Source organism: Leptolyngbya iicbica LK (genome assembly GCF_004212215.1).
In the GTDB taxonomy this organism is placed as follows: Bacteria; Cyanobacteriota; Cyanobacteriia; order Phormidesmidales; family Phormidesmidaceae; genus Halomicronema; species Halomicronema iicbica.
The window spans coordinates 1455255-1472402 of record NZ_QVFV01000001.1 but is presented as its reverse complement, the minus strand read 5'-3'; the positions used below and the strand labels follow the sequence as shown (position 1 = coordinate 1472402).

Below are 17148 nucleotides of genomic sequence, written 5' to 3'. Positions count from 1 at the left end.
CTCTGACCAGCACAAGACAACGCTTCGCCTAGCATTTTAGGCGAAGACGCCAATCAACCCTAGAGGGATGCTGGGATCCTCATCAATCATTTATTCAGGCGATCGCGATAGTGGATAGCTGGGTAAGGTGGCAGGAGGCGGATCTACAGCAGAGTAATGTGCGATCGCTAGAAGCGGTAGCATTAGCGTCAACAGTGCAATGACCGTGCCGACAACGTGAGAAAGGCGACTACTCGGAGGTTCCGAGGCATTCTCGGAGGTATTAGCAGATTCCATAAAGACGCGATGACAATACCAGAAATTGCAAACAGTGCGTACAGACCCACATACTCTAGTCTTCCAATTGAGCACAGCGTAACTCAAAGCAGATTGCAATCTGCAAGAAAGCTTAGAGAAACTTTAGGCTCTCTAAGGTCGGCAGGCCCAATTGACATCTACAGTAGCGAATAAACTCTGCGTAAATTGTGAGTTGAACAACATACTGTACACGAAAATTGTAAATAAATATCAATGGTGAGCTGTTTTTCCTTTCCTTAACTTTAAAGGATGCTCATGTGCCTTGAATGCGGGGCACTGTGCGACGATCACCCCTTAGGGATATGGGCCGTGTAGTGGGTGGTGCAGTTGTCACGCTCCAAGTTTGCTCGGGACTAGTCTGATTGCGCTTCTAACTGCTGGCGAATGGCGCGCAATTCGCTCAGGATGGCTTTGAGAATTTCTTGGGTGGTGGTCTCTTCGGACGGTTGCACGGTGATAGTGGGGTTGAGCCCGAGAATGTCTTGGGCAAATCGTCGCACTTCGCGAGGGTGAAATAGGAGGGGATCGTCGCGATCGCGCCGTACCTCGGGATTGAGCTTATCGGCATCAAAGGGCGGGTTCAAGATGTCGGGATGCGTGTTGGCATAGCGATAGACCGAAGCGCGCGATCGCTTGATCTGTTTTTGCACATCATCCACAGTCAAATAGGCGTCGGGTGGTAACTCATCTACTCCAGCGAGCGTGGGGGCTGCCTCAAATTCTGACAACACGGGCGTGTCTTCCATAGCCTTTATCATCACAGTGCAAACTGAGTCTACAAAGGAGATGCCAGAATCTCAAGGCAACGGCTGAAAAATCTGGCGAATGTCATCGCATGGTGAAGGTTGCGCAAGGACTGGGGACGGCGATCTCGCTGGCATCAAAAGGCCTCTTGCTTCAAGAATGCAAGGCATTCGTAGCCAAGTCGTCATGCGGAAATTAGGGGCGGTGGCCGTAGTCATTTCCGAGAATTGACTGTTGACCAGCCAGGGTGGAGTGATGACGCCAACTGATGTGCAGCCTTTTATCTTCAAATGTGCCCCCACGCCTGACCTGGCCGCATTGTGCCTGGTGGGCGATCGCGTCATTTTGCGGTCTGTGGAGGAACGGGATGCGGCGGTGATGTTCGCGGAGTTCAACGCTGCGGTGACGCGCTACATGTATCCTAAGCCAGCAGAGCACCTGGACGAGACGCTCGAGTTCATCGCGCGATCGCGGGCGGCCATGGAAAGTCAGACGGAGCTAGTGCTGGCGATTACGCTGTCTGATGATGGGTTTTTGGGCTGTTGCGGCGTACATCTCACTCAAGGGCCGCGATCGCCCGAACTCGGCATTTGGATTAAGCAAAGTGCTCAGGGGCAGGGCTATGGTCGCGAAGCGATTTGCACGGTGGCCCGCTGGCTTGTGCAAACGTTAGCGTTCGACTACGTCATTTATCCCGTGGATCGGGCTAATATCGCCAGCCGCAAAATTCCGGAAGCGCTGGGCGGGGTAGTCTTTCGTGAGCAAGTGATCACTGCACTGACGGGGCATGTATTAGATGAAGTGGTCTACAAAATTTCGACAGCAACGCTCAGCACTCGGTTAGCGGCAGCAAGTTAGGAATGGGCTAGGGCGCGACTCACGGCGACTTGTTCGTTGAGCGTTGCGCCGCGTAATTGAGGTTGCCATCCTCGCCCTGAGAACGTTGCCAAATCTGAGGTTGAGCAATTGCTTGTGTTAGGTTAACTCCGGATTGAGGCTCATTGAGCCCGAGTTGTTAAGTTGCGGTCAAAGGAGTTTTACGTGAGTCAGCCAAACGAAGTCGTAATTGACGCCATGATGGCGTACTTACGAGAGTTTGTCGAAGTTCCCCATCCCGTTTTTGGTGATTTGCCAGTATGTCCCTTTGCTCGCAAAGCTCGTTTAGACAACACCATCCAATTTCAGGTGTACCCCTTCACTCAGAACGAGGTGGAACCAGACTCCCAATTCATGGAGCTAGTGACTGACTTTACTCGGGATGCTGGGTCAGAAATCCTCATCATGATTCATCCCCGGCCAGCAGGGATGTCTTTGGCCGCGATGGAGTCATTTGTCGAGGCGCTCAATCTACACCTGCTACCGCTAGAGTTAATGGCCTTTGGTGGTCATCCTGAGGATAATTTCAATATCCAAGGGGTGTATACGCGGCGATCGCCCTATCCACATCTCTCGATTCAGTCGACTCCCTTTCTCAATCAGGTCACCCAGTCGTTGCGGCAAACGGGCTACTACCAAAATTGGACGGCAGCGGATTTAGACGTGATCGGGTTTCATGAACGTTAACCGATGCTCTCTATTTTGAGGCGATTTACCTTTCGGCTTAATCGTCGCCCTCAAAGACCCAGACATAGCGGGGCGGCTCAAATTCGAGGTACCGCTTGAAGTCGTGCAGGGTGTCCAGCAAATCCTCTAGGGAAGAGCTGTGGTGGCCTTCGCGCCAGGATTTACGATCGAGCGTGCCAAAGACACAATACTCATTGCCCACCAACTGGGGATAGAGCTGGCGACAAGCCGACTCCAACAGTTCGTCGAGTTCGTCTTTGTGGGCAATCAGCAGATCGCAGTCAGCACAGTAGCGACAGGTCTTATTTAGGCTGATGACTTGGGCGGGTTTGATTACAATCAGCAGCGGTTTTTTCCGCAGTTTGGTTTTGCCATCGCACTTCGGACAGCGGGTGAAGCGAGCATCCAGATGAGGGTTGAGAAAGAAATCGTGCTGAGGCGGCAGGTGTCCAATGCGCTCTGACGATTTGTTCTTTTTCTTGCCCATGGAAATTGTGGTTACTCTATGCTGACCAGAGTAGTCGGTCACTCCTGAAATATCCATGGCGGCATCTTTACCCAGACTCACGGAAAAGCAGGTGAAAGCGTTGGCCACTGAGCAAAGTTGGCAACGGGGACAACGCTATTTTCGCCAGGGTGCGATCGCTCAAGGCGCACGTCAGGGGGCCAAAATTTGGGCCGACTGCATGGGTACGGGCGTTTATCGGACTGAGGTCACTTTTGATCAAGCGGGCATTGAGGCGTCAAGCTGCACCTGCCCTTATGACTGGGGTGGCATTTGCAAACATCAAGTGGCGCTGCTGCTGACTTACATTCACACCCCCGACACTTTCGAAGAGCTGCAGCCGGTTGCGGAATTGCTCGGCGATCGCAGCCGCGCCGATCTGCTCACCATGGTTGAGGCGATGGTGCAGCGGTATCCCGATTTGATGACCATTGTCGATGCGCCCCAAGCGCCCGCCCGAGGGGCTGCCCCTGATCTGGCGAAATATTCGCGTCAGGCGGAACGGATCTTTCAGGGGGAGGAAATGCAGTCGATGGCGGCGGGACTGGAGGCGCTGGTCGATCACGGCGATCGCTTGAGCAAAGGCGGCGACTGGCTGCACGCCGGGGATGTGTATCAACTGCTGCTGGCGATTGCCAACCAGCGCTACGACTTCAGCGTGTTTGAAATCGACTATGACGGCGCAGTGGCCTGTGTGATTCAAGACATGGCGGCGGGCTTGCAAGACTGCCTTATCCAGGTCGAGGAACTTGATCGCAACCGCCGCCGCCGCTGGGTGGAAACCTTGTTTGACGCGGTGTTGAAAGATTTGGAGTTGGGCGGCATTGACTATGCTTATCCTGCTGGGGAGGCCCTGACCGCGCACACCACCGCCGCCGACTGGGACTGGCTAGAACCCCGCATCCATGAAGAGTTGGCGAAACTGCCTCAAAGTCGCTCGGGCAGTTGGGCGCAGAGCTATCTGGTCAAGTTGTTAACCGCGCGGGCCGATCGCCAGGGAGATGACCAGCAGGCCGCCGCCACCATTCTCAAATTTGGCACACCCGAACAACAGGCGGATTGGCATCTGGGCAACGGCAGCTATGGGGAAGCAGTGGCGATCGCCCAAGCCCACTTCTCCGGATTGCCCGGTTTGGTTGTTCAGTTTGCCGATGCGTTGATCGCAGCAGGAGAAGTGGATCGCGCCCTGGCGTTCGTCCAGCACTTTGCGCAAACTGAGGCGCGGAGCTACGTCTACCAGGAATGGCTGACGCAGTTTTATCAAAATCACGGCTCACCCGAACAATTCATCGCCGTACAAGCCGAACTTTTGCAAACCCGCTTTACGCTTGAGGGCTATCGCACCTTGCAGGTGCAGGCGGATCCCCTGGGGCAATGGGACACCCTACGGCAGTCACTGCTCACTCAGCTCGAATCGCAAAACCGTTTGGGGCACCTCATTGACATTGCCCTATGGGAACAGGACTGGGAGATGGCGCTCTACAACCTACAACAATGCACCTGCTGGCAACGGGCCGCCCACATCGCGCCCGTGGCGGCGGCCATCAGCACCGATCAACCGGGAACAGCGATCGCCCTCTATCAGGAATTAATCACTGCGGCGATTGAGCAACGCGGACGGGAGAACTATCGCCGGGCGGCCCAATATCTCACGGCAATGAAACCTCTCTTTGCCCAAGTCGATCGCGCGGCGGAGTTCATTGAGTATGTGGAACAGGTGCGATCTCAGCACAAACGCCTGCCCGCCTTACAACAAGAACTGGACACGGCTGGACTGTAGAGCGCGATCGCTGACTCATCCCCTAGACTTTGGGCTTAAATAGAAAAAATTTGCTGGCACCCGCTCCCCACTCTCACCCCCTCTTGCCCTCCATGTCAGATCTCAGCCAATACCCCGGTCAACGCTTCCCAGCCAAATCGGAACGATGCCAGCAGTATTAAAGCTTGGGCCTTATCGGTTTTATTTCTACAGTCATGAACCCAATGAACCGCCTCATATTCACGTTGATAGAGACCGTGAATCCGCTAAATTTTGGTTAGATTCAGGAGAGTTGGCTAACAATATTGGCTTTAGTCCCAAGGAGTTACGCAAACTACGCAAGCTTGTTTTAGAACATCAGCAACTGTTTTTGGAGGCCTGGTATGGCTGGTTTGGCGATTCAAGTCGATGAGCGGGTCAAGGATGTCCATTTCACGGAAGACACGATCAGCGTGGATTTGATGGATGGTCGGACTATCACAGTGCCTTTGGTCTGGTATCCCCGATTGTTGAACGCGACGCCCACACAGCGGAGCCAGTGGGAAGTTTGTGGCGGTGGCTATGGTATGCATTGGGAAGCTCTGGATGAAGATCTCAGCACAGCTGGTTTGCTACGCGGCGCACCTTCGCCGGAGGCTAGACGCTAGTGGTGCATCCCCAAGAATTTGGGCTTAAATAGAGAAAATTTGCTGAGCACCCAGGACCCTAGATTCTTTGACTGGATTCACATGAATTAGCATCGACTCTGGAAAGAATCCGGGGGTTCTCAACTGTCCTAACCTCAAGTCAAAATCCTCAATCTAACGATGTCAGATCGCGGTAAGTACCACGGACAGCGACTTAAAACCAAAGATGTGTTAAGAGACTATGCCGCCGGAGAGCGTGACTTTCGAGGTTCCATCTTACGCGGCTGTCACTTTGAGGATGCTGACTTATCTGGCGCAGATTTTACGGGAGCGGATATTCGCGACGTCCAATTTATAGACACAGACTTACTAGAAACAAAGTTTTGTTCTATTAAAACTAGTTTACAACTTTCGCAATCTATATTTGAAATCATAAAGATAGCTGCTGTTGCCCTTGTAGCTGGTGTCATACAAGGAACTTCTGGAAGTATAATAAGCGGCTTTCATATTCTTGGCAGTCCAACCAATCCTCTCGGAATCGTAGCAGGATTAATCCCCGTTATCGTAGCCTACTTCATAATCTGGGATCAAGGATTTAATATCCGAGCATTGAAGTATATAATCTATTCTGCCATTTTGTCTCTGGCGCTAGTTGTAGCTGTTTCTATCATAAAAACAACTGATTTTGCTGAGGCACAGTCTTTTGCGGTTTCCGTTGTGGTTAGCGTCATTGGCGCTTTTGCTGTCAGTGCAACTGGTGGTGCATTCGCTTTAGCCCTTGCCATAATAATTGCTATTTTATGTGCCTTTTCTACGCATATCGCTCTTGCAATTGCATTAGTTACTTCACTCAGCGCCGCCATTAGTGTCGGCGTTTTGATTGCGAATGGTTACGCTGGATCTATTGCAATATATGGAGCCTGCATTTGCGCTTTCATCAATTTTATTTTTACAGTTATAATTATTTGCTTTCTACGTCAAGACGATCATAGGTTTTGGCCATTGCGTCTAAGAAGTATTGCTTTTTCCGCGACCGGTACAAAGTTTATTGGTGCTGATTTGACCAGGGCATCTTTCGCTAATTCAGACCTTAATAGGGCTAACTTTTCCAGTTCTTCCCAGCGTCCAATACTGCTAAAAAATGTTCGGTGGCGCAACGTTGAAAATTTTGAGCGTACTTTTCTCGGATTTGAATACAGCAACCTAGACGACCCCTGGCTTCGTGATCTGCTTGTGAGTCTCGACGGTGTTAATCGAGATTTCTCATATGATGATTTGCGAGGTGTGAATCTGGCGGGAGCCACCCTACATCGCATAAACCTCATAGGGGCCGACCTCAACGGTGCAACCCTGGCGGGCGCGGAACTGCACGGGGCCAACTTGACCAATGCGCAATGCGTCGGCACCGATTTCACCGGGGCGCACCTCACCGGAGCCTGCCTGGAAGCGTGGAATATTGATGAAACCACCATTCTCAAAGACATTGACTGTCAGTACGTTTTCCTCAAAGCAGAACCCGATGCCCAGGGCAATCGCGAGCGGCGGCCCCACAATCCCGACAAGATCTTCCAACCAGGCGACTTCGAGAAGTTCTTCAAAGAAATGCTCGACACGGTGCAAATCCTGATTCGTCAGGGCATTCATCCCCAGGTCTTCAGAGACACTCTGGCGCAGTTGATGGCCGACTACCATTTGCCTGACGATGCCGTCCAAGGCTACGAGCGCAAAGGGGAAGATATGCTCGTCACCGTCGCCGTGCCCCCAGGCACTAACAAAGGCAAGTTTGAACAAGATTTTGATGAGTTGCAGGCCCTTAAGCTAGAAGCAGCCAGAGCCCGGGGTTTACTCGAAGGTGAACGTAAACGGGCCGATGACCTCAAGGCCATTATGCTCAGCCTCGGTCCTGCCGCCAGTAACGTGACTGTCACAACCACTGCCATGACCCACAGCAATAATCCCAACATTTCTGCCGCTGACGGCAGCTTTGTCAACACGGGCAACAACCTACAAGGCAACGTCATCAATCTGGGCGAAATCAGCGGTCAGGTGAGCCTACATTATGGGCAAGACGCCGACAAAATCTTGCAAACACTAGAGTCTCTGCAAAGTTACGCTCAGACCTTTCCAGAGACTGAAAAGGAAGCCGTTCAAGTCCATTTAGAAGACTTGACCCACGACCTTCAGCAATTTAAAAAGCCTAGTCCCGCAAGGTTGAAAACTCGCTTGATGGGGTTGCTGAGAATAGCTGTTGCCCTTGGCACTGGAATCGCTACCGCTACTGACTTTGCCAACAACGTCCTCGAACTCGCAGACAAGCTGGCTGTTCCCATTGAAGTTTTAGAACCGCAGCTGCGAGAATTTAAAGCTATCCATCCCAACTTTGATTGGCAGCCTCCTGATAATTCTGAGCTAGAACACAAGTAGTAAGTTAGCTAGCTAGGTGTAACTTTGGCGATGTGAACGAGGGCGTCGCCCTGGTGGATCAGGGGATTTTGGCTGTAGCCGATGACGTAGCCATTGAGCGGACTGCGGGCGGGGGTGGGTTTATCGCCAAAGGCATCGCTGACAAATCCCAGGGTTTCTTTAGCGCTGACCCGCTGGCCGAGCTCCACTTTACGGTGCCAAAAGCCCCCTCGCGAGGCCCGAATCCATTTCGTTTCGTAGGATTCGATCGCGAGCGGTACTTGGGTTGGCGCATCCAGGGTGTACATATCCAAATACGCCAGTACCCGCCGTACCCCATCCACCCCCACTTGAATCGCGTCTTCGCCAAAACGCAGCGCCTCGCCCCCTTCAAACAGCAGAGTAGGGATATGGCGCTTGGCGGCGGCCTCGCGCAGGGAGCCGTCGCGCGTGCCCGCATGGATGATGATCGGCGCCCCAAAGGCTTTGGCAAAGGCGTAAGTGGTGGGGTCTTGCAGGTTGGCGCGGATTTGCGGAAAGTTGTTGCGGTGAATGGCGGCGGTGTGAAGGTCAATGCCATGGGTGCAGTGACTGACCACCTCTTGCATAAAGATGGCGGCGAGGCGGGCGGCCAGCGATCCCCGCGCGGAGCCGGGAAAGGAGCGGTTGAGATCGCGGCGATCGGGCAGATAGCGGGACTGTTCGATCAGGCCAAAAATATTCACCACGGGGACGGCGAGCACAGTGCCGTGGAGGTAAGACGATTTGAGCGATCGCACCACCCGGCGAATAATTTCGACTCCGTTCAGCTCATCGCCATGGATGGCCGCACTCAGCCACAGACAGGGGCCGGGATAGCGTCCCCGCACCACCGCCACGGGGAGCGATAACGTGGTGCCCGTGGGGAGCCGTGTCACGGGAATTTCGACCTTGACCCGCTTGCCCGGCGGAATTTCCACTTTGCCAATGACTAGCGGCGATCGCCCCAAATCAGCGTTGGGATGTGGTGGTGGCGCGATCGCAGATTCCCCTTCCAACGGCAGTAGACTCCATCCATTCAGTCTGCATAGGGTAGCAAATCTATTGCCGCGCGATCGTTCACCGCCGCACCGGATGGCTCGTTGCGATGGTGGCGTAGTCCCCGCCCTTGCATCCATCACGTCTGCATTCGCGGCAAAATTGGGCAATGCGATCGGGAAAACCGTACTATAATACATCAGTCCTAAATCAAAAGGGTCAGGATGTATGCCCGTTAGCCCTGCTCAAATTCGCGCCGTATTGGAAGAGAAGCGTGAAGCGCTCTCCTCGTTTGACCAGACTTTGGGACAAGACCTGAACCGCTATCGCGACGCCTGGACCCGCTTGACCCAGGAGCCCTTTGCGAAAACGGCTAAGCGATTGTCCAAGGCGGGGATTGGGGCGCATCTGCTAGAAGATTTTGAGGCGGTGAAGAAGGGCGTCATTGCGAATCCGCACCACTGGGCCAATCGCGAAGACAGTCTCGTGTGGGTGAAAGAACAGCTATCGGGGGTCACGACCTTTGCGGTGGATGGTTCGCAGATTTTTCCCAGCAAAGACGTGTCGCTACCTGTGGCGCTGATTCAGATTGGCTGGTTTGAAAATCCCCACACGCCGGATGGTCAATACACCAAAGACATTGCGCTGGACGTGCTGACGCCGGATGATTTGCGGGTCAATCATCAGGGCGAGCCCGTGGATCGCCGGGTCAATATCCGGCGTTTTGAAATGGAAGTGGAGCGACTGGTGGGCTATATGCAGACCTGTCGGTGCCCGGAGCGGACGCTGGTGCTGTTTGATGGTTCGCTGGTGGTGACCTTTGCCGATGCCTTTGATCCCGAAAGTCAAGCCGCCTATGTCAATGCGATGGTGAAGCTGCTCGCCACCAGTCAGCAATACCGGGTTCCCCTCGTGGGTTTTATCGATACATCCTATGCTCGCGATTTGACGACGCTATTACAGCATTACGACCCCGAGGTGAGAGCGGTGGAGACGATTCACGATGCTCAGGTGCTGAAGCGGTTGATGAACTGGGGCGATCGCACCCCACTGCTGCACTGCGATCGCGAGGGCATTCTCGATAAATATGGCGACCAACAAGATCAAGTCATTTTCACCTATTTGCAGACCACCCGCGATCGTCCCCCGGCCCGACTAGAACTGCCTCGGTGGCTGTGGGAAGCGGGCTTAGCCGAAACGGTCATTGACTGGGTGAAAGCGGAGGTGATTGTGGGCAGTGGGTATCCCTATGCGATCGAAACGGCTGACCAAACGGCGGTGCTGCAAGCCCCGGATCGCCAACTGTTTTACCGAATTTTGCAAGACTGGGCCGATCGCGAAAAACTCAATGTCCAGTTTTCACGCAAGCTGGTGAGCAAACTGCGGCGGCGTTAACCGTAGGGACGAGGCATTCTCGATGTGACCGTTTGGGCTCAGTCTGAATCTTCGCTTCGAGAATGCCTCGCCCCTGCTAGATGGTCTCGCCCCTGCTAGATGGTCTCGCCCTCGACGGGGGCTAACACGCATCCGGCAATGCGCCAGGTGTCGTCGGGTTGCTTTTCCATTTGGTAGTAAGCCGTGACCCAGGTGCCAGTGGGGCCGAGCACAGTGACCGCCTGCACCGGTCGTCCGCGGATAAATTGGATCGCGCCAAACTCAACGGACTGGGGCCGGTAAACGGGTTCGTACATCGTCTGCACCATGCCCATAAACTGATCTGCTGTCTGAAACTGGGCTTGAATATCGGGGCTGGCGAAGCTGAACGCTAACTCCGCGTCGTCGGCTTGAAAGGCTGCCAACTGCTGCTGAATAATGTCGGCGATCGCCGCTTCGTCCGCCGTAGTCATGGTTTGGGGCAGACTGGCGGCTGGCCCTTGCTTTGATGCCGGAAACACGGCGATCGCAGGCGGCGCTTCGGGGGCGCGGGCAACCTTCTGATGTCCCCACCAGGCCAACGGTAGGGCGATCGCAACCAGCAAACCCCCTATGGTATATATCTGACGTTGCCGCACAGCCATCCCTCAGTTTAAAACTGTTACCAGCCTAACGACCTTGGCAATGGCTTGCTATATCAACGGGCACATGCCCTGTAAACAGTCTGTAGGATCGACTCGCTAACTTAGGCGGCAGTGGGTAAGGTGCTGTTCTTGCTCAAGATTGCTGTGTAAAAGTCAACTAGCTGCCGGGTAGCCGCGTTCCAGCCCCACTTTTCCGCTTCCATGCGGGCGTTGCGGCGCATCAGTTCGCGCTCGGCCCCGCGATCCAGCAGGCGCTGGGTGGCGGCGATCGCTCCCCCCTCATCCTTCGGATCAAACAGATAGCCGTTCTCGCCATTGGTGACAATATCGGGAATGCCCCCGGCATTGGCCGCCACCACCGGACAGCCCGCCGCCATCGCTTCCAGCAGCACCAGTCCCAGCGTTTCTGTCCGAGAGGGGAAAACGAACGCATCGGCGGAAGCGTAGGCGGAACCGAGTTCTTCCCCGGCCAAATAGCCCACAAAGTTCGTGTGCGTTCCGGCAAAGTGCTTTTCCAGATCTTCGCGGTGGGGACCATCGCCCACCAGCGCTAGTCGCGCATCGGGGATCGACTCCAGCACCGGCTTAATGCGATCGACTTCTTTTTCGGCCGAGAGCCGCCCCACATATAACAGCAGCGGTGCATCGGGGTGACCTTGAGTCAGGCGATCGCGCATTTCTCGGCTGGCGAGTTCCGGGCGAAACAGCTCCGTATCGACCCCTCGCTGCCAGACCTGCACCCGCTCGACACCATGCTCAGTCAGCTCTTCCTGCATCGCCGTCGAGGTCACCAAATTAATCCGGGCCTGATTGTGTACCGCTTTGATCAGCTCCCACATCACCCCTTCCAACACGCCCAAGCCATAATGCTCCAGATACTTGGGCAAGTGGGTGTGATACGACGCCATCAGTGGAATATTCAGCGTCTTGGCATAAAACAGTCCTGCCATCCCCAACACCGCTGGATTCACAATGTGGATTAGATCGGGCGCAAACGCTTCGATCGCCTCGCCAATAGATGGGCGCGGCAGAGCCAGCTTCAACTCGGGATAAAGGGGAAACGCCATCCCGGAAACTCCGTGGATTTGCGCCCCTTTGTAGGATTTCAACCCTCCCTCAGGACAAAACACCATCACGTCATGCCCCAATCGCTGTAAGTGCTCCACCGTATGCTTGAGGCGGGTCACAATTCCGTCAACTTTGGGCAAAAAGGTTTCAGTAAATAGGGCAATACGCATGGGCTTGGCACTCGAAGCTAGGACATTTAAACAAAAAATTAGCGGCAAACAAAAAAGAGACTAGACTCGCAGTTTTCTAGACACCCCTAAAGGCCCTAAAACATCGGCAAATCTAATCTCCCTTCTCGATAACGGAACCAGATAAATTGACGGTCTAACGACGCCACTTCACCTTAGGTAGAATCTGACTCTGATCGACGCGGCCTTTGTACTTGGTCGCAAAGTTCAATAACGAATCCAGCAAAGAATCTGACAGGTAGTGCGGCTCTAAGCCGAGATCCAGCAGGCTGGTGTTTTTAGCGTTGAAATAGTGGTCTTCCGCCTCAACCCGGGGGTTTTCCAGGTTCTTGACTTCGACCTTGACGCCCAACGTGCTGCCCGCTTGCTGCACTTGCTTCGCCAGGTCATTGACGCTGAACATTTCCGTGAACTGGTTGAACACGCGGAACTCACCAGAATTAGCCGGATTGCTCACTGCGATTTCAATACAGCGGACGGTGTCTCGAATATCGAGGAAAGCGCGGGTTTGGCTACCGTTGCCGTAAACCGTGAGGGGATGTCCCACCGCTGCCTGAATACAGAAACGGTTGAGAGCCGTACCAAAGACGCCGTCATAATCTAGACGGTTAATCAACAGCTCATCCATGCCGGTTTCTTCGGTCAAGACGCCATACACTACCCCTTGGTTCAGGTCGGTGGCGCGCAGGCCCCAGATTTTGCAGGCGAAGTGAATGTTATGAGAATCATGCACCTTGGAGAGGTGATAGAACGAGCCTGGCTGCTTGGGATACGGCAGGGTATCTTTACGACCGTTGTGCTCGATGGTGATGTAGCCTTCTTCGATATCGATGTTGGGGGTGCCGTACTCGCCCATCGTGCCCAGCTTCACTAGATGGCAGTCGGGGAAATGATCGCGCAGGGCATACAACAGATTCAAGTTGCCAATGACGTTATTGGCTTGAGTCAAGACGGCGTGCTCACGGTCAATCATTGAGAAAGGCGCAGAGCGCTGTTCACCAAAGTGAACAACCGCATCGGGCTGAAACTGCAGCAATGCTTTTTCGAGATACGGATAATCGTTCAGATCACCGACAAAGAGGTCAATTTCTTTGCCTGTTAAATCTTTCCAGCGTTGCAAACGAGTCTGGATGGGCGCAATTGGCGTCAGAGTATCGACACACAATTGTGCATCCCAATGACGCCGTACCAGACTATCGAAAATACCTACTTCGTGGCCTCGGTTAGACAAGTGAAGCGCCGTTGCCCAACCACAATATCCGTCGCCGCCGATGACTAAGACTCTCATATTAATCAATCAAACACATCGCCAATACCCGCTTAATGTATCAGTTTTATGTCCCCTAAACATAGTGTCCTAAAAAAGTCTCGGCTCGAGCACTGTGACTTTGGGTTTTCTTTGCACAGAGGGATTGCGGTCAAGTCACTGGGCTTTAAGACATCCCGCGATTGTGAAGAGCACCCTAAACGCAAAGGCAAATTCGACAACTTTTTTGGGGTGGAGAAAGCCTCGGGATCAATTGTGATTAATTACCCGATCGCAAGGCGAAATAACCACACCTGAGTTGACTGATCATCAGAAAAATTGTTGTCACTAATCAACCAAAGACTGGCGCTCCCATCCGGTAGCGGTGGCCCCAGAGTCATGCCTTCCAGGTTATCGATCGCGGCCACCGGTACCTCTAGTGTGGTGAAATCCAGCAGCAATTGTTTTTGAATTGGATTGATATTGTCTGACGACGGTAGTGCGGGCAACGTTGAGATGTCGGTCGCGCCGCCTGTGGCGAGTTGAAAGAGCTTGATGACAAAACCGCGAATGCCCAGGACTCGTTCAAGGGCGAGGAAATGTCCGCCTTGGTCGATCGCCACTAACTCTGTCAGGCCATTCACCACGGTGCCCAACGGTTCGAGACTGAGGGGATAGGCGTATTCGGAGATGAAGGTGGACTGCTGCGGCCCAATCAGGTAATGCAGAAAGCGGTTGGTAAGGGGATTGGCGGGATCGGGGTCAAAGTCTTGGGCGAGGGCGGATTCGGTCGCCATGAAGAGGCGAAAGGGTTCGAATGCTCCAGCGCTAGAGGTCGGTCCCAGGGTCAGGGCTTCAAAGCCCAAATTGTCGCGAATGCCTTGTGCCGCTGGCTCCGGCTCTTCCTCGGTGGGCACAGTGGGTAAAAAGCGGGCGGGGAGGCGGAATTCGGTTTTGAGCTGTCCGGTGGCGAGATCATACTCATTGAGGGTGGGCGGGGTTTGGGTGGCGGGGACCCCTTCGCTGGAAATGAAGACGGTTTGGCGGGGCGAGAGCACCATACCTTCGGGATCAAGGCGATCGCTGGGATATTCATTACCCGCCTGATCTTTCAGCGTGGTGATGGCCTGCACGGCAATATCGGCAATTTTTGGGGACTCGGGCGTGCTGAAGTCGGTGGCCATCGCGAGGGTGTAAAACCGGGGCGGCGCCAGGCGACCGCGATCATCGGACAGGGCGTAAAACACGTCGCGTTGGCGATCGTAGGTGAGGGCCGAGAGACCGCCGACGGGGGTGTCGGCAAACGTTTGGGCAGGCAGTGTTGCCACGTCCAACAGCTCAATTTGCAGGGGCAAGAAAAGCCGCTCTTCGGCGCTGACCTGGGGCAAGTCACAGCCGGTCAGGGTCAGCAGCGTCCCGATCGCGACCAGTCCCATCAGGAGAGACCGCCATCGCCGCGATCGCCCCCAGCCGGAGGGCAGTTTCGTTAACCTGGCTTGCCACACACCTTTGATCCCGAATTCGTCTCTTACCAGTAGTAGCGCAGTTTTTGATCGACTAAGAATTTTTGTAGATCGCCAATCTGATTCGTTACCACAATTTGCGAGGGGGTGAGGTTGGTGGGTTGAGCGACCTCAGTGAGCCAGCCCGCAGTGGCCCCAGCGGCCGCGCCGACACTCCATTCGCCATAGTGCACTCGGGTCATGGCATTGACAATGTGCGACCCGGCAATACTCTTGCCGCCAATCAGCAGGTTATCAACGCCGACGGGGATCAACGCTTCGAGGGGAATGGGCAGGGGGCGCGCTAGCCGTTCGTTGACGCTGGCGCGGGTGGCCTCGTAAGAGGGCGCCCAATTGCGCCACCGACAGCCGTGAATGTCGATGTCGTAGTGGGTGAGGGCGATCGCGGTGGGGGCAAATTCACGCCCGCCATCAATATCGACCCGCAGGTCGCGCTCCGTCATCATGAATTGCTCTTGCCCGTAGGCGGGCCGCCCAATGATGCGCCGTCCCTCGCGAATGTAGGGCACCATGCTCAGCCCCGACTGCGTCCACATGGGAGCATCTGGCCCGTACAAAAACGTCAGGGGAAACTCACTGGTTGCTTGATGATCGATCAGCCATTCCGCAAACAACAGGGAATGGTTTTCGCCATTTTTTAGCGCTTGAATGGATAGACCGCCCATCCAGTTTTGATATTGCCCAGTATCTTGCAGCATGTCCTGGGTCATCACGAGGGCATCGTCCATGATGTTCCAGTCATTGCCCTCGGTCCAGTTGATCATCGTCAACTCGCCTGTGGCGGTGCGCGCGACCGAGCCTTCTCCGGTCTGACGGCTGATGATGCGGCGATAGTTAAACAGGCCGCCATTGTGGTACATGGGGAACCCTTCCATGCCGAACATATTGCGGTGTTCGTCTTTGGGCAGGCTGGTTTCTAACCGAGCGAGGGCTTGCTTGCTGCCGCCTTCGTCGTCCACAATGCCCATCACAAAGGGATAGGTAAATGCCTGGGTGCAAGCGGGGTTGGACTGCACGGGGGCGTTGGGCTCATCCAGCACGTCTTTACCATCAGAGCCGACCCGAAAGGGCACTTGGGCCCAGGCAATAAATTCGCCGGTGTCGGTGGCGTCGATGACGATCATGCGCTGACCAGCGGGCGGCTGCAGGCGAATCGGCTTTTTGTCGTACAACTCGCTGCTCGACCAGGCATACCAGTCGTAGAGCTCTTGCGACAGCCGTCCTTTGGGCAGATAATTTTCGTTTTTCGGCGTCCGGCGCACCGCATAAACGGCGGTGATGTTGCGTCCTGATGTGTCGAAAGCAGCGCCTTTGAACGCGGTGGACGTGGCCCAGCGGCTTTGGGGCGACGATGCCAAGGCCGACTGCAACAGTTGTTCTGAGGCGTTGGCTCCGGCGCGGGGTAAAAAGCAGAGAGAGCCGACCCAGCAGCTATTGGTCTCGTAGGTGAATTGGCGATCGCTCATCCCCGTCCACCCCGGCAGCCGCACGGGTTGACTGCGAATGGAGCGTTTGAACTCGCGCCAGCTTTCGGAAAAGTTTTGAAACTGCCGCATCGTTCGCGACTCATCAATGGCGGAAACCCCTTGAGAGCTGATCTGCCCGCCTAGCCAGGGCGTCACCTCAATTAAGCAAGTTTGGGCGCCCGTCCGCATCGCATGGTTCGCTGCTGCGACCCCGCCCAGGGTGCCGCCCACCACCACGACCTCGCACTCCCACACTTCTTCCGCTTTGGGCAATGGTGAAATCTGAGGGCGACCATTGGCGGCTTTGACATCCTGTAGCCCAATCAGTGTGGTGCCTTCGGTCAACGTTTTGCCAAGCTGAATGGTGCCCAAGGTGGCGGGTGCTTCGAGGTAGCCCGCTGCGATGTGAAACGCTTGTAGCAGCAAGGCTCCCCCCGCGATCGCCAAAATCGAGAAAAAGGTGGCCCGACGCTTGCGTTGTCGGCGCTTAGCAGCCAGATTGCGATAAAAGCGGCGCGTTGCCATTGTGAACGGGAGTAGTACAGTCAGTCTAAGTGCTTCAGAGTGTAGCAATAGAACCCTGAACTGGCGCACTTTTCTGCAAATTCCGTAGAGAAATTTGGGCGATCGCGATCGCGGGCGGTGTTAGCCGTGACTTTCCCCAGAATTGAAAAAGGAGTCTTAAAATCTCTTGGTTGCAGAAAAACCATTGGTTATGGTGAAAG

The 17148-nt window shown here is 54.6% G+C and carries 17 protein-coding genes and 2 pseudogenes; 9 read left to right on the top strand and 10 right to left on the bottom strand.

The genetic code is table 11. The annotated features are described in order from the left end of the window. Positions 1-90: 90 nt before the first annotated feature. Together DYY88_RS06180 and DYY88_RS06175 are read right to left on the bottom strand one after the other, a co-directional pair. Positions 91-276: a TLTLP motif-containing protein gene (locus tag DYY88_RS06180; protein ID WP_072041306.1), complete on the bottom strand. Its 186-nt coding sequence runs from the start codon at positions 274-276 to the stop codon at positions 91-93. Positions 277-650: 374 nt separating this feature from the next. Further along, positions 651-1043, bottom strand: coding sequence for a DUF8631 domain-containing protein (locus DYY88_RS06175; RefSeq protein ID WP_236146324.1), 393 nt, complete (start codon positions 1041-1043; stop codon positions 651-653). Between the two features lie 253 nt (positions 1044-1296). Here DYY88_RS06175 and DYY88_RS06170 point away from each other — a divergent pair, with 253 nt between their 5' ends. Together DYY88_RS06170 and DYY88_RS06165 are read left to right on the top strand one after the other, a co-directional pair. Next, the gene (locus DYY88_RS06170) at positions 1297-1899 is read left to right on the top strand and encodes a GNAT family N-acetyltransferase (RefSeq protein WP_044151101.1); all 603 of its coding nucleotides are present in this window, start codon (positions 1297-1299) and stop codon (positions 1897-1899) included. Positions 1900-2082: 183 nt separating this feature from the next. Next, positions 2083-2604, top strand: coding sequence for a DUF1415 family protein (locus DYY88_RS06165; RefSeq protein WP_039726018.1), 522 nt, complete (start codon positions 2083-2085; stop codon positions 2602-2604). Positions 2605-2641: 37 nt separating this feature from the next. Here the strand turns inward: DYY88_RS06165 and DYY88_RS06160 are convergent, their stop codons facing one another. Beyond that, positions 2642-3148: a hypothetical protein gene (locus DYY88_RS06160; protein ID WP_207223288.1), complete on the bottom strand. Its 507-nt coding sequence runs from the start codon at positions 3146-3148 to the stop codon at positions 2642-2644. Between DYY88_RS06160 and DYY88_RS06155 the strand changes: the two genes are divergently transcribed. The 4 genes and pseudogenes from DYY88_RS06155 to DYY88_RS25030 all read left to right on the top strand — a co-directional run. Next, positions 3147-4889 carry an SWIM zinc finger family protein gene (locus DYY88_RS06155; RefSeq protein WP_039726016.1) on the top strand — a complete coding sequence of 581 codons (1743 nt, stop codon included), beginning with the start codon at positions 3147-3149 and terminating at the stop codon, positions 4887-4889. The two genes, DYY88_RS06160 and DYY88_RS06155, sit on opposite strands and share 2 nt — an antisense overlap. A gap of 145 nt (positions 4890-5034) precedes the next feature. Continuing rightward, the gene (locus tag DYY88_RS06150; protein ID WP_072041305.1) at positions 5035-5280 is read left to right on the top strand and encodes a DUF4160 domain-containing protein; all 246 of its coding nucleotides are present in this window, start codon (positions 5035-5037) and stop codon (positions 5278-5280) included. Continuing rightward, positions 5252-5515, top strand: coding sequence for a DUF2442 domain-containing protein (locus DYY88_RS06145; protein ID WP_039726015.1), 264 nt, complete (start codon positions 5252-5254; stop codon positions 5513-5515). Before DYY88_RS06150 ends, DYY88_RS06145 begins: the two co-directional genes overlap by 29 nt. 159 nt (positions 5516-5674) lie before the next feature. Then, a pseudogene (locus tag DYY88_RS25030) lies at positions 5675-5830 on the top strand (pentapeptide repeat-containing protein); the annotation flags it as partial. 287 nt (positions 5831-6117) lie between these two features. On the opposite strand, the gene DYY88_RS24625 reads toward DYY88_RS25030, so the two are convergent. Continuing rightward, the gene (locus tag DYY88_RS24625; RefSeq protein ID WP_052456670.1) at positions 6118-6357 is read right to left on the bottom strand and encodes a hypothetical protein; all 240 of its coding nucleotides are present in this window, start codon (positions 6355-6357) and stop codon (positions 6118-6120) included. Positions 6358-6370: 13 nt separating this feature from the next. Here DYY88_RS24625 and DYY88_RS25025 point away from each other — a divergent pair. Together DYY88_RS25025 and DYY88_RS24620 are read left to right on the top strand one after the other, a co-directional pair. Continuing rightward, a pseudogene (locus DYY88_RS25025) lies at positions 6371-6592 on the top strand (hypothetical protein); the annotation flags it as partial. A gap of 186 nt (positions 6593-6778) precedes the next feature. Then, positions 6779-7918: a pentapeptide repeat-containing protein gene (locus DYY88_RS24620; protein ID WP_052288291.1), complete on the top strand. Its 1140-nt coding sequence runs from the start codon at positions 6779-6781 to the stop codon at positions 7916-7918. A gap of 8 nt (positions 7919-7926) precedes the next feature. On the opposite strand, the gene DYY88_RS06135 is transcribed toward DYY88_RS24620, so the two are convergent. After that, positions 7927-9114 (bottom strand): succinylglutamate desuccinylase/aspartoacylase family protein, encoded by a 1188-nt coding sequence (locus DYY88_RS06135; RefSeq protein WP_242517576.1) that lies wholly within the window; start codon positions 9112-9114, stop codon positions 7927-7929. A 28-nt stretch (positions 9115-9142) separates the two neighbouring features. Between DYY88_RS06135 and DYY88_RS06130 the strand changes: the two genes are divergently transcribed. Next, entirely contained in the window at positions 9143-10309 is a 1167-nt protein-coding gene (locus DYY88_RS06130; protein WP_039726014.1) for a DNA double-strand break repair nuclease NurA, read from the top strand. 95 nt (positions 10310-10404) lie between these two features. On the opposite strand, the gene DYY88_RS06125 is transcribed toward DYY88_RS06130, so the two are convergent. From DYY88_RS06125 to DYY88_RS06105, 5 genes are all read right to left on the bottom strand, one after another. After that, complete coding sequence (locus tag DYY88_RS06125) at positions 10405-10932, bottom strand: DUF4864 domain-containing protein (protein WP_207223287.1); 528 nt, start codon at positions 10930-10932, stop codon at positions 10405-10407. A gap of 101 nt (positions 10933-11033) precedes the next feature. Next, a complete protein-coding gene (locus DYY88_RS06120; protein ID WP_039726013.1) occupies positions 11034-12170 on the bottom strand; it encodes a glycosyltransferase family 4 protein in 1137 nt (378 codons plus the stop codon). Positions 12171-12324: 154 nt separating this feature from the next. Beyond that, positions 12325-13476: an NAD-dependent epimerase/dehydratase family protein gene (locus DYY88_RS06115; protein WP_039726012.1), complete on the bottom strand. Its 1152-nt coding sequence runs from the start codon at positions 13474-13476 to the stop codon at positions 12325-12327. A 242-nt stretch (positions 13477-13718) separates the two neighbouring features. After that, positions 13719-14939 carry an esterase-like activity of phytase family protein gene (locus DYY88_RS06110; protein WP_242517575.1) on the bottom strand — a complete coding sequence of 407 codons (1221 nt, stop codon included), beginning with the start codon at positions 14937-14939 and terminating at the stop codon, positions 13719-13721. Between the two features lie 23 nt (positions 14940-14962). Then, positions 14963-16948, bottom strand: coding sequence for an FAD-dependent oxidoreductase (locus tag DYY88_RS06105; protein ID WP_084607006.1), 1986 nt, complete (start codon positions 16946-16948; stop codon positions 14963-14965). Positions 16949-17148 lie beyond the last annotated feature (200 nt).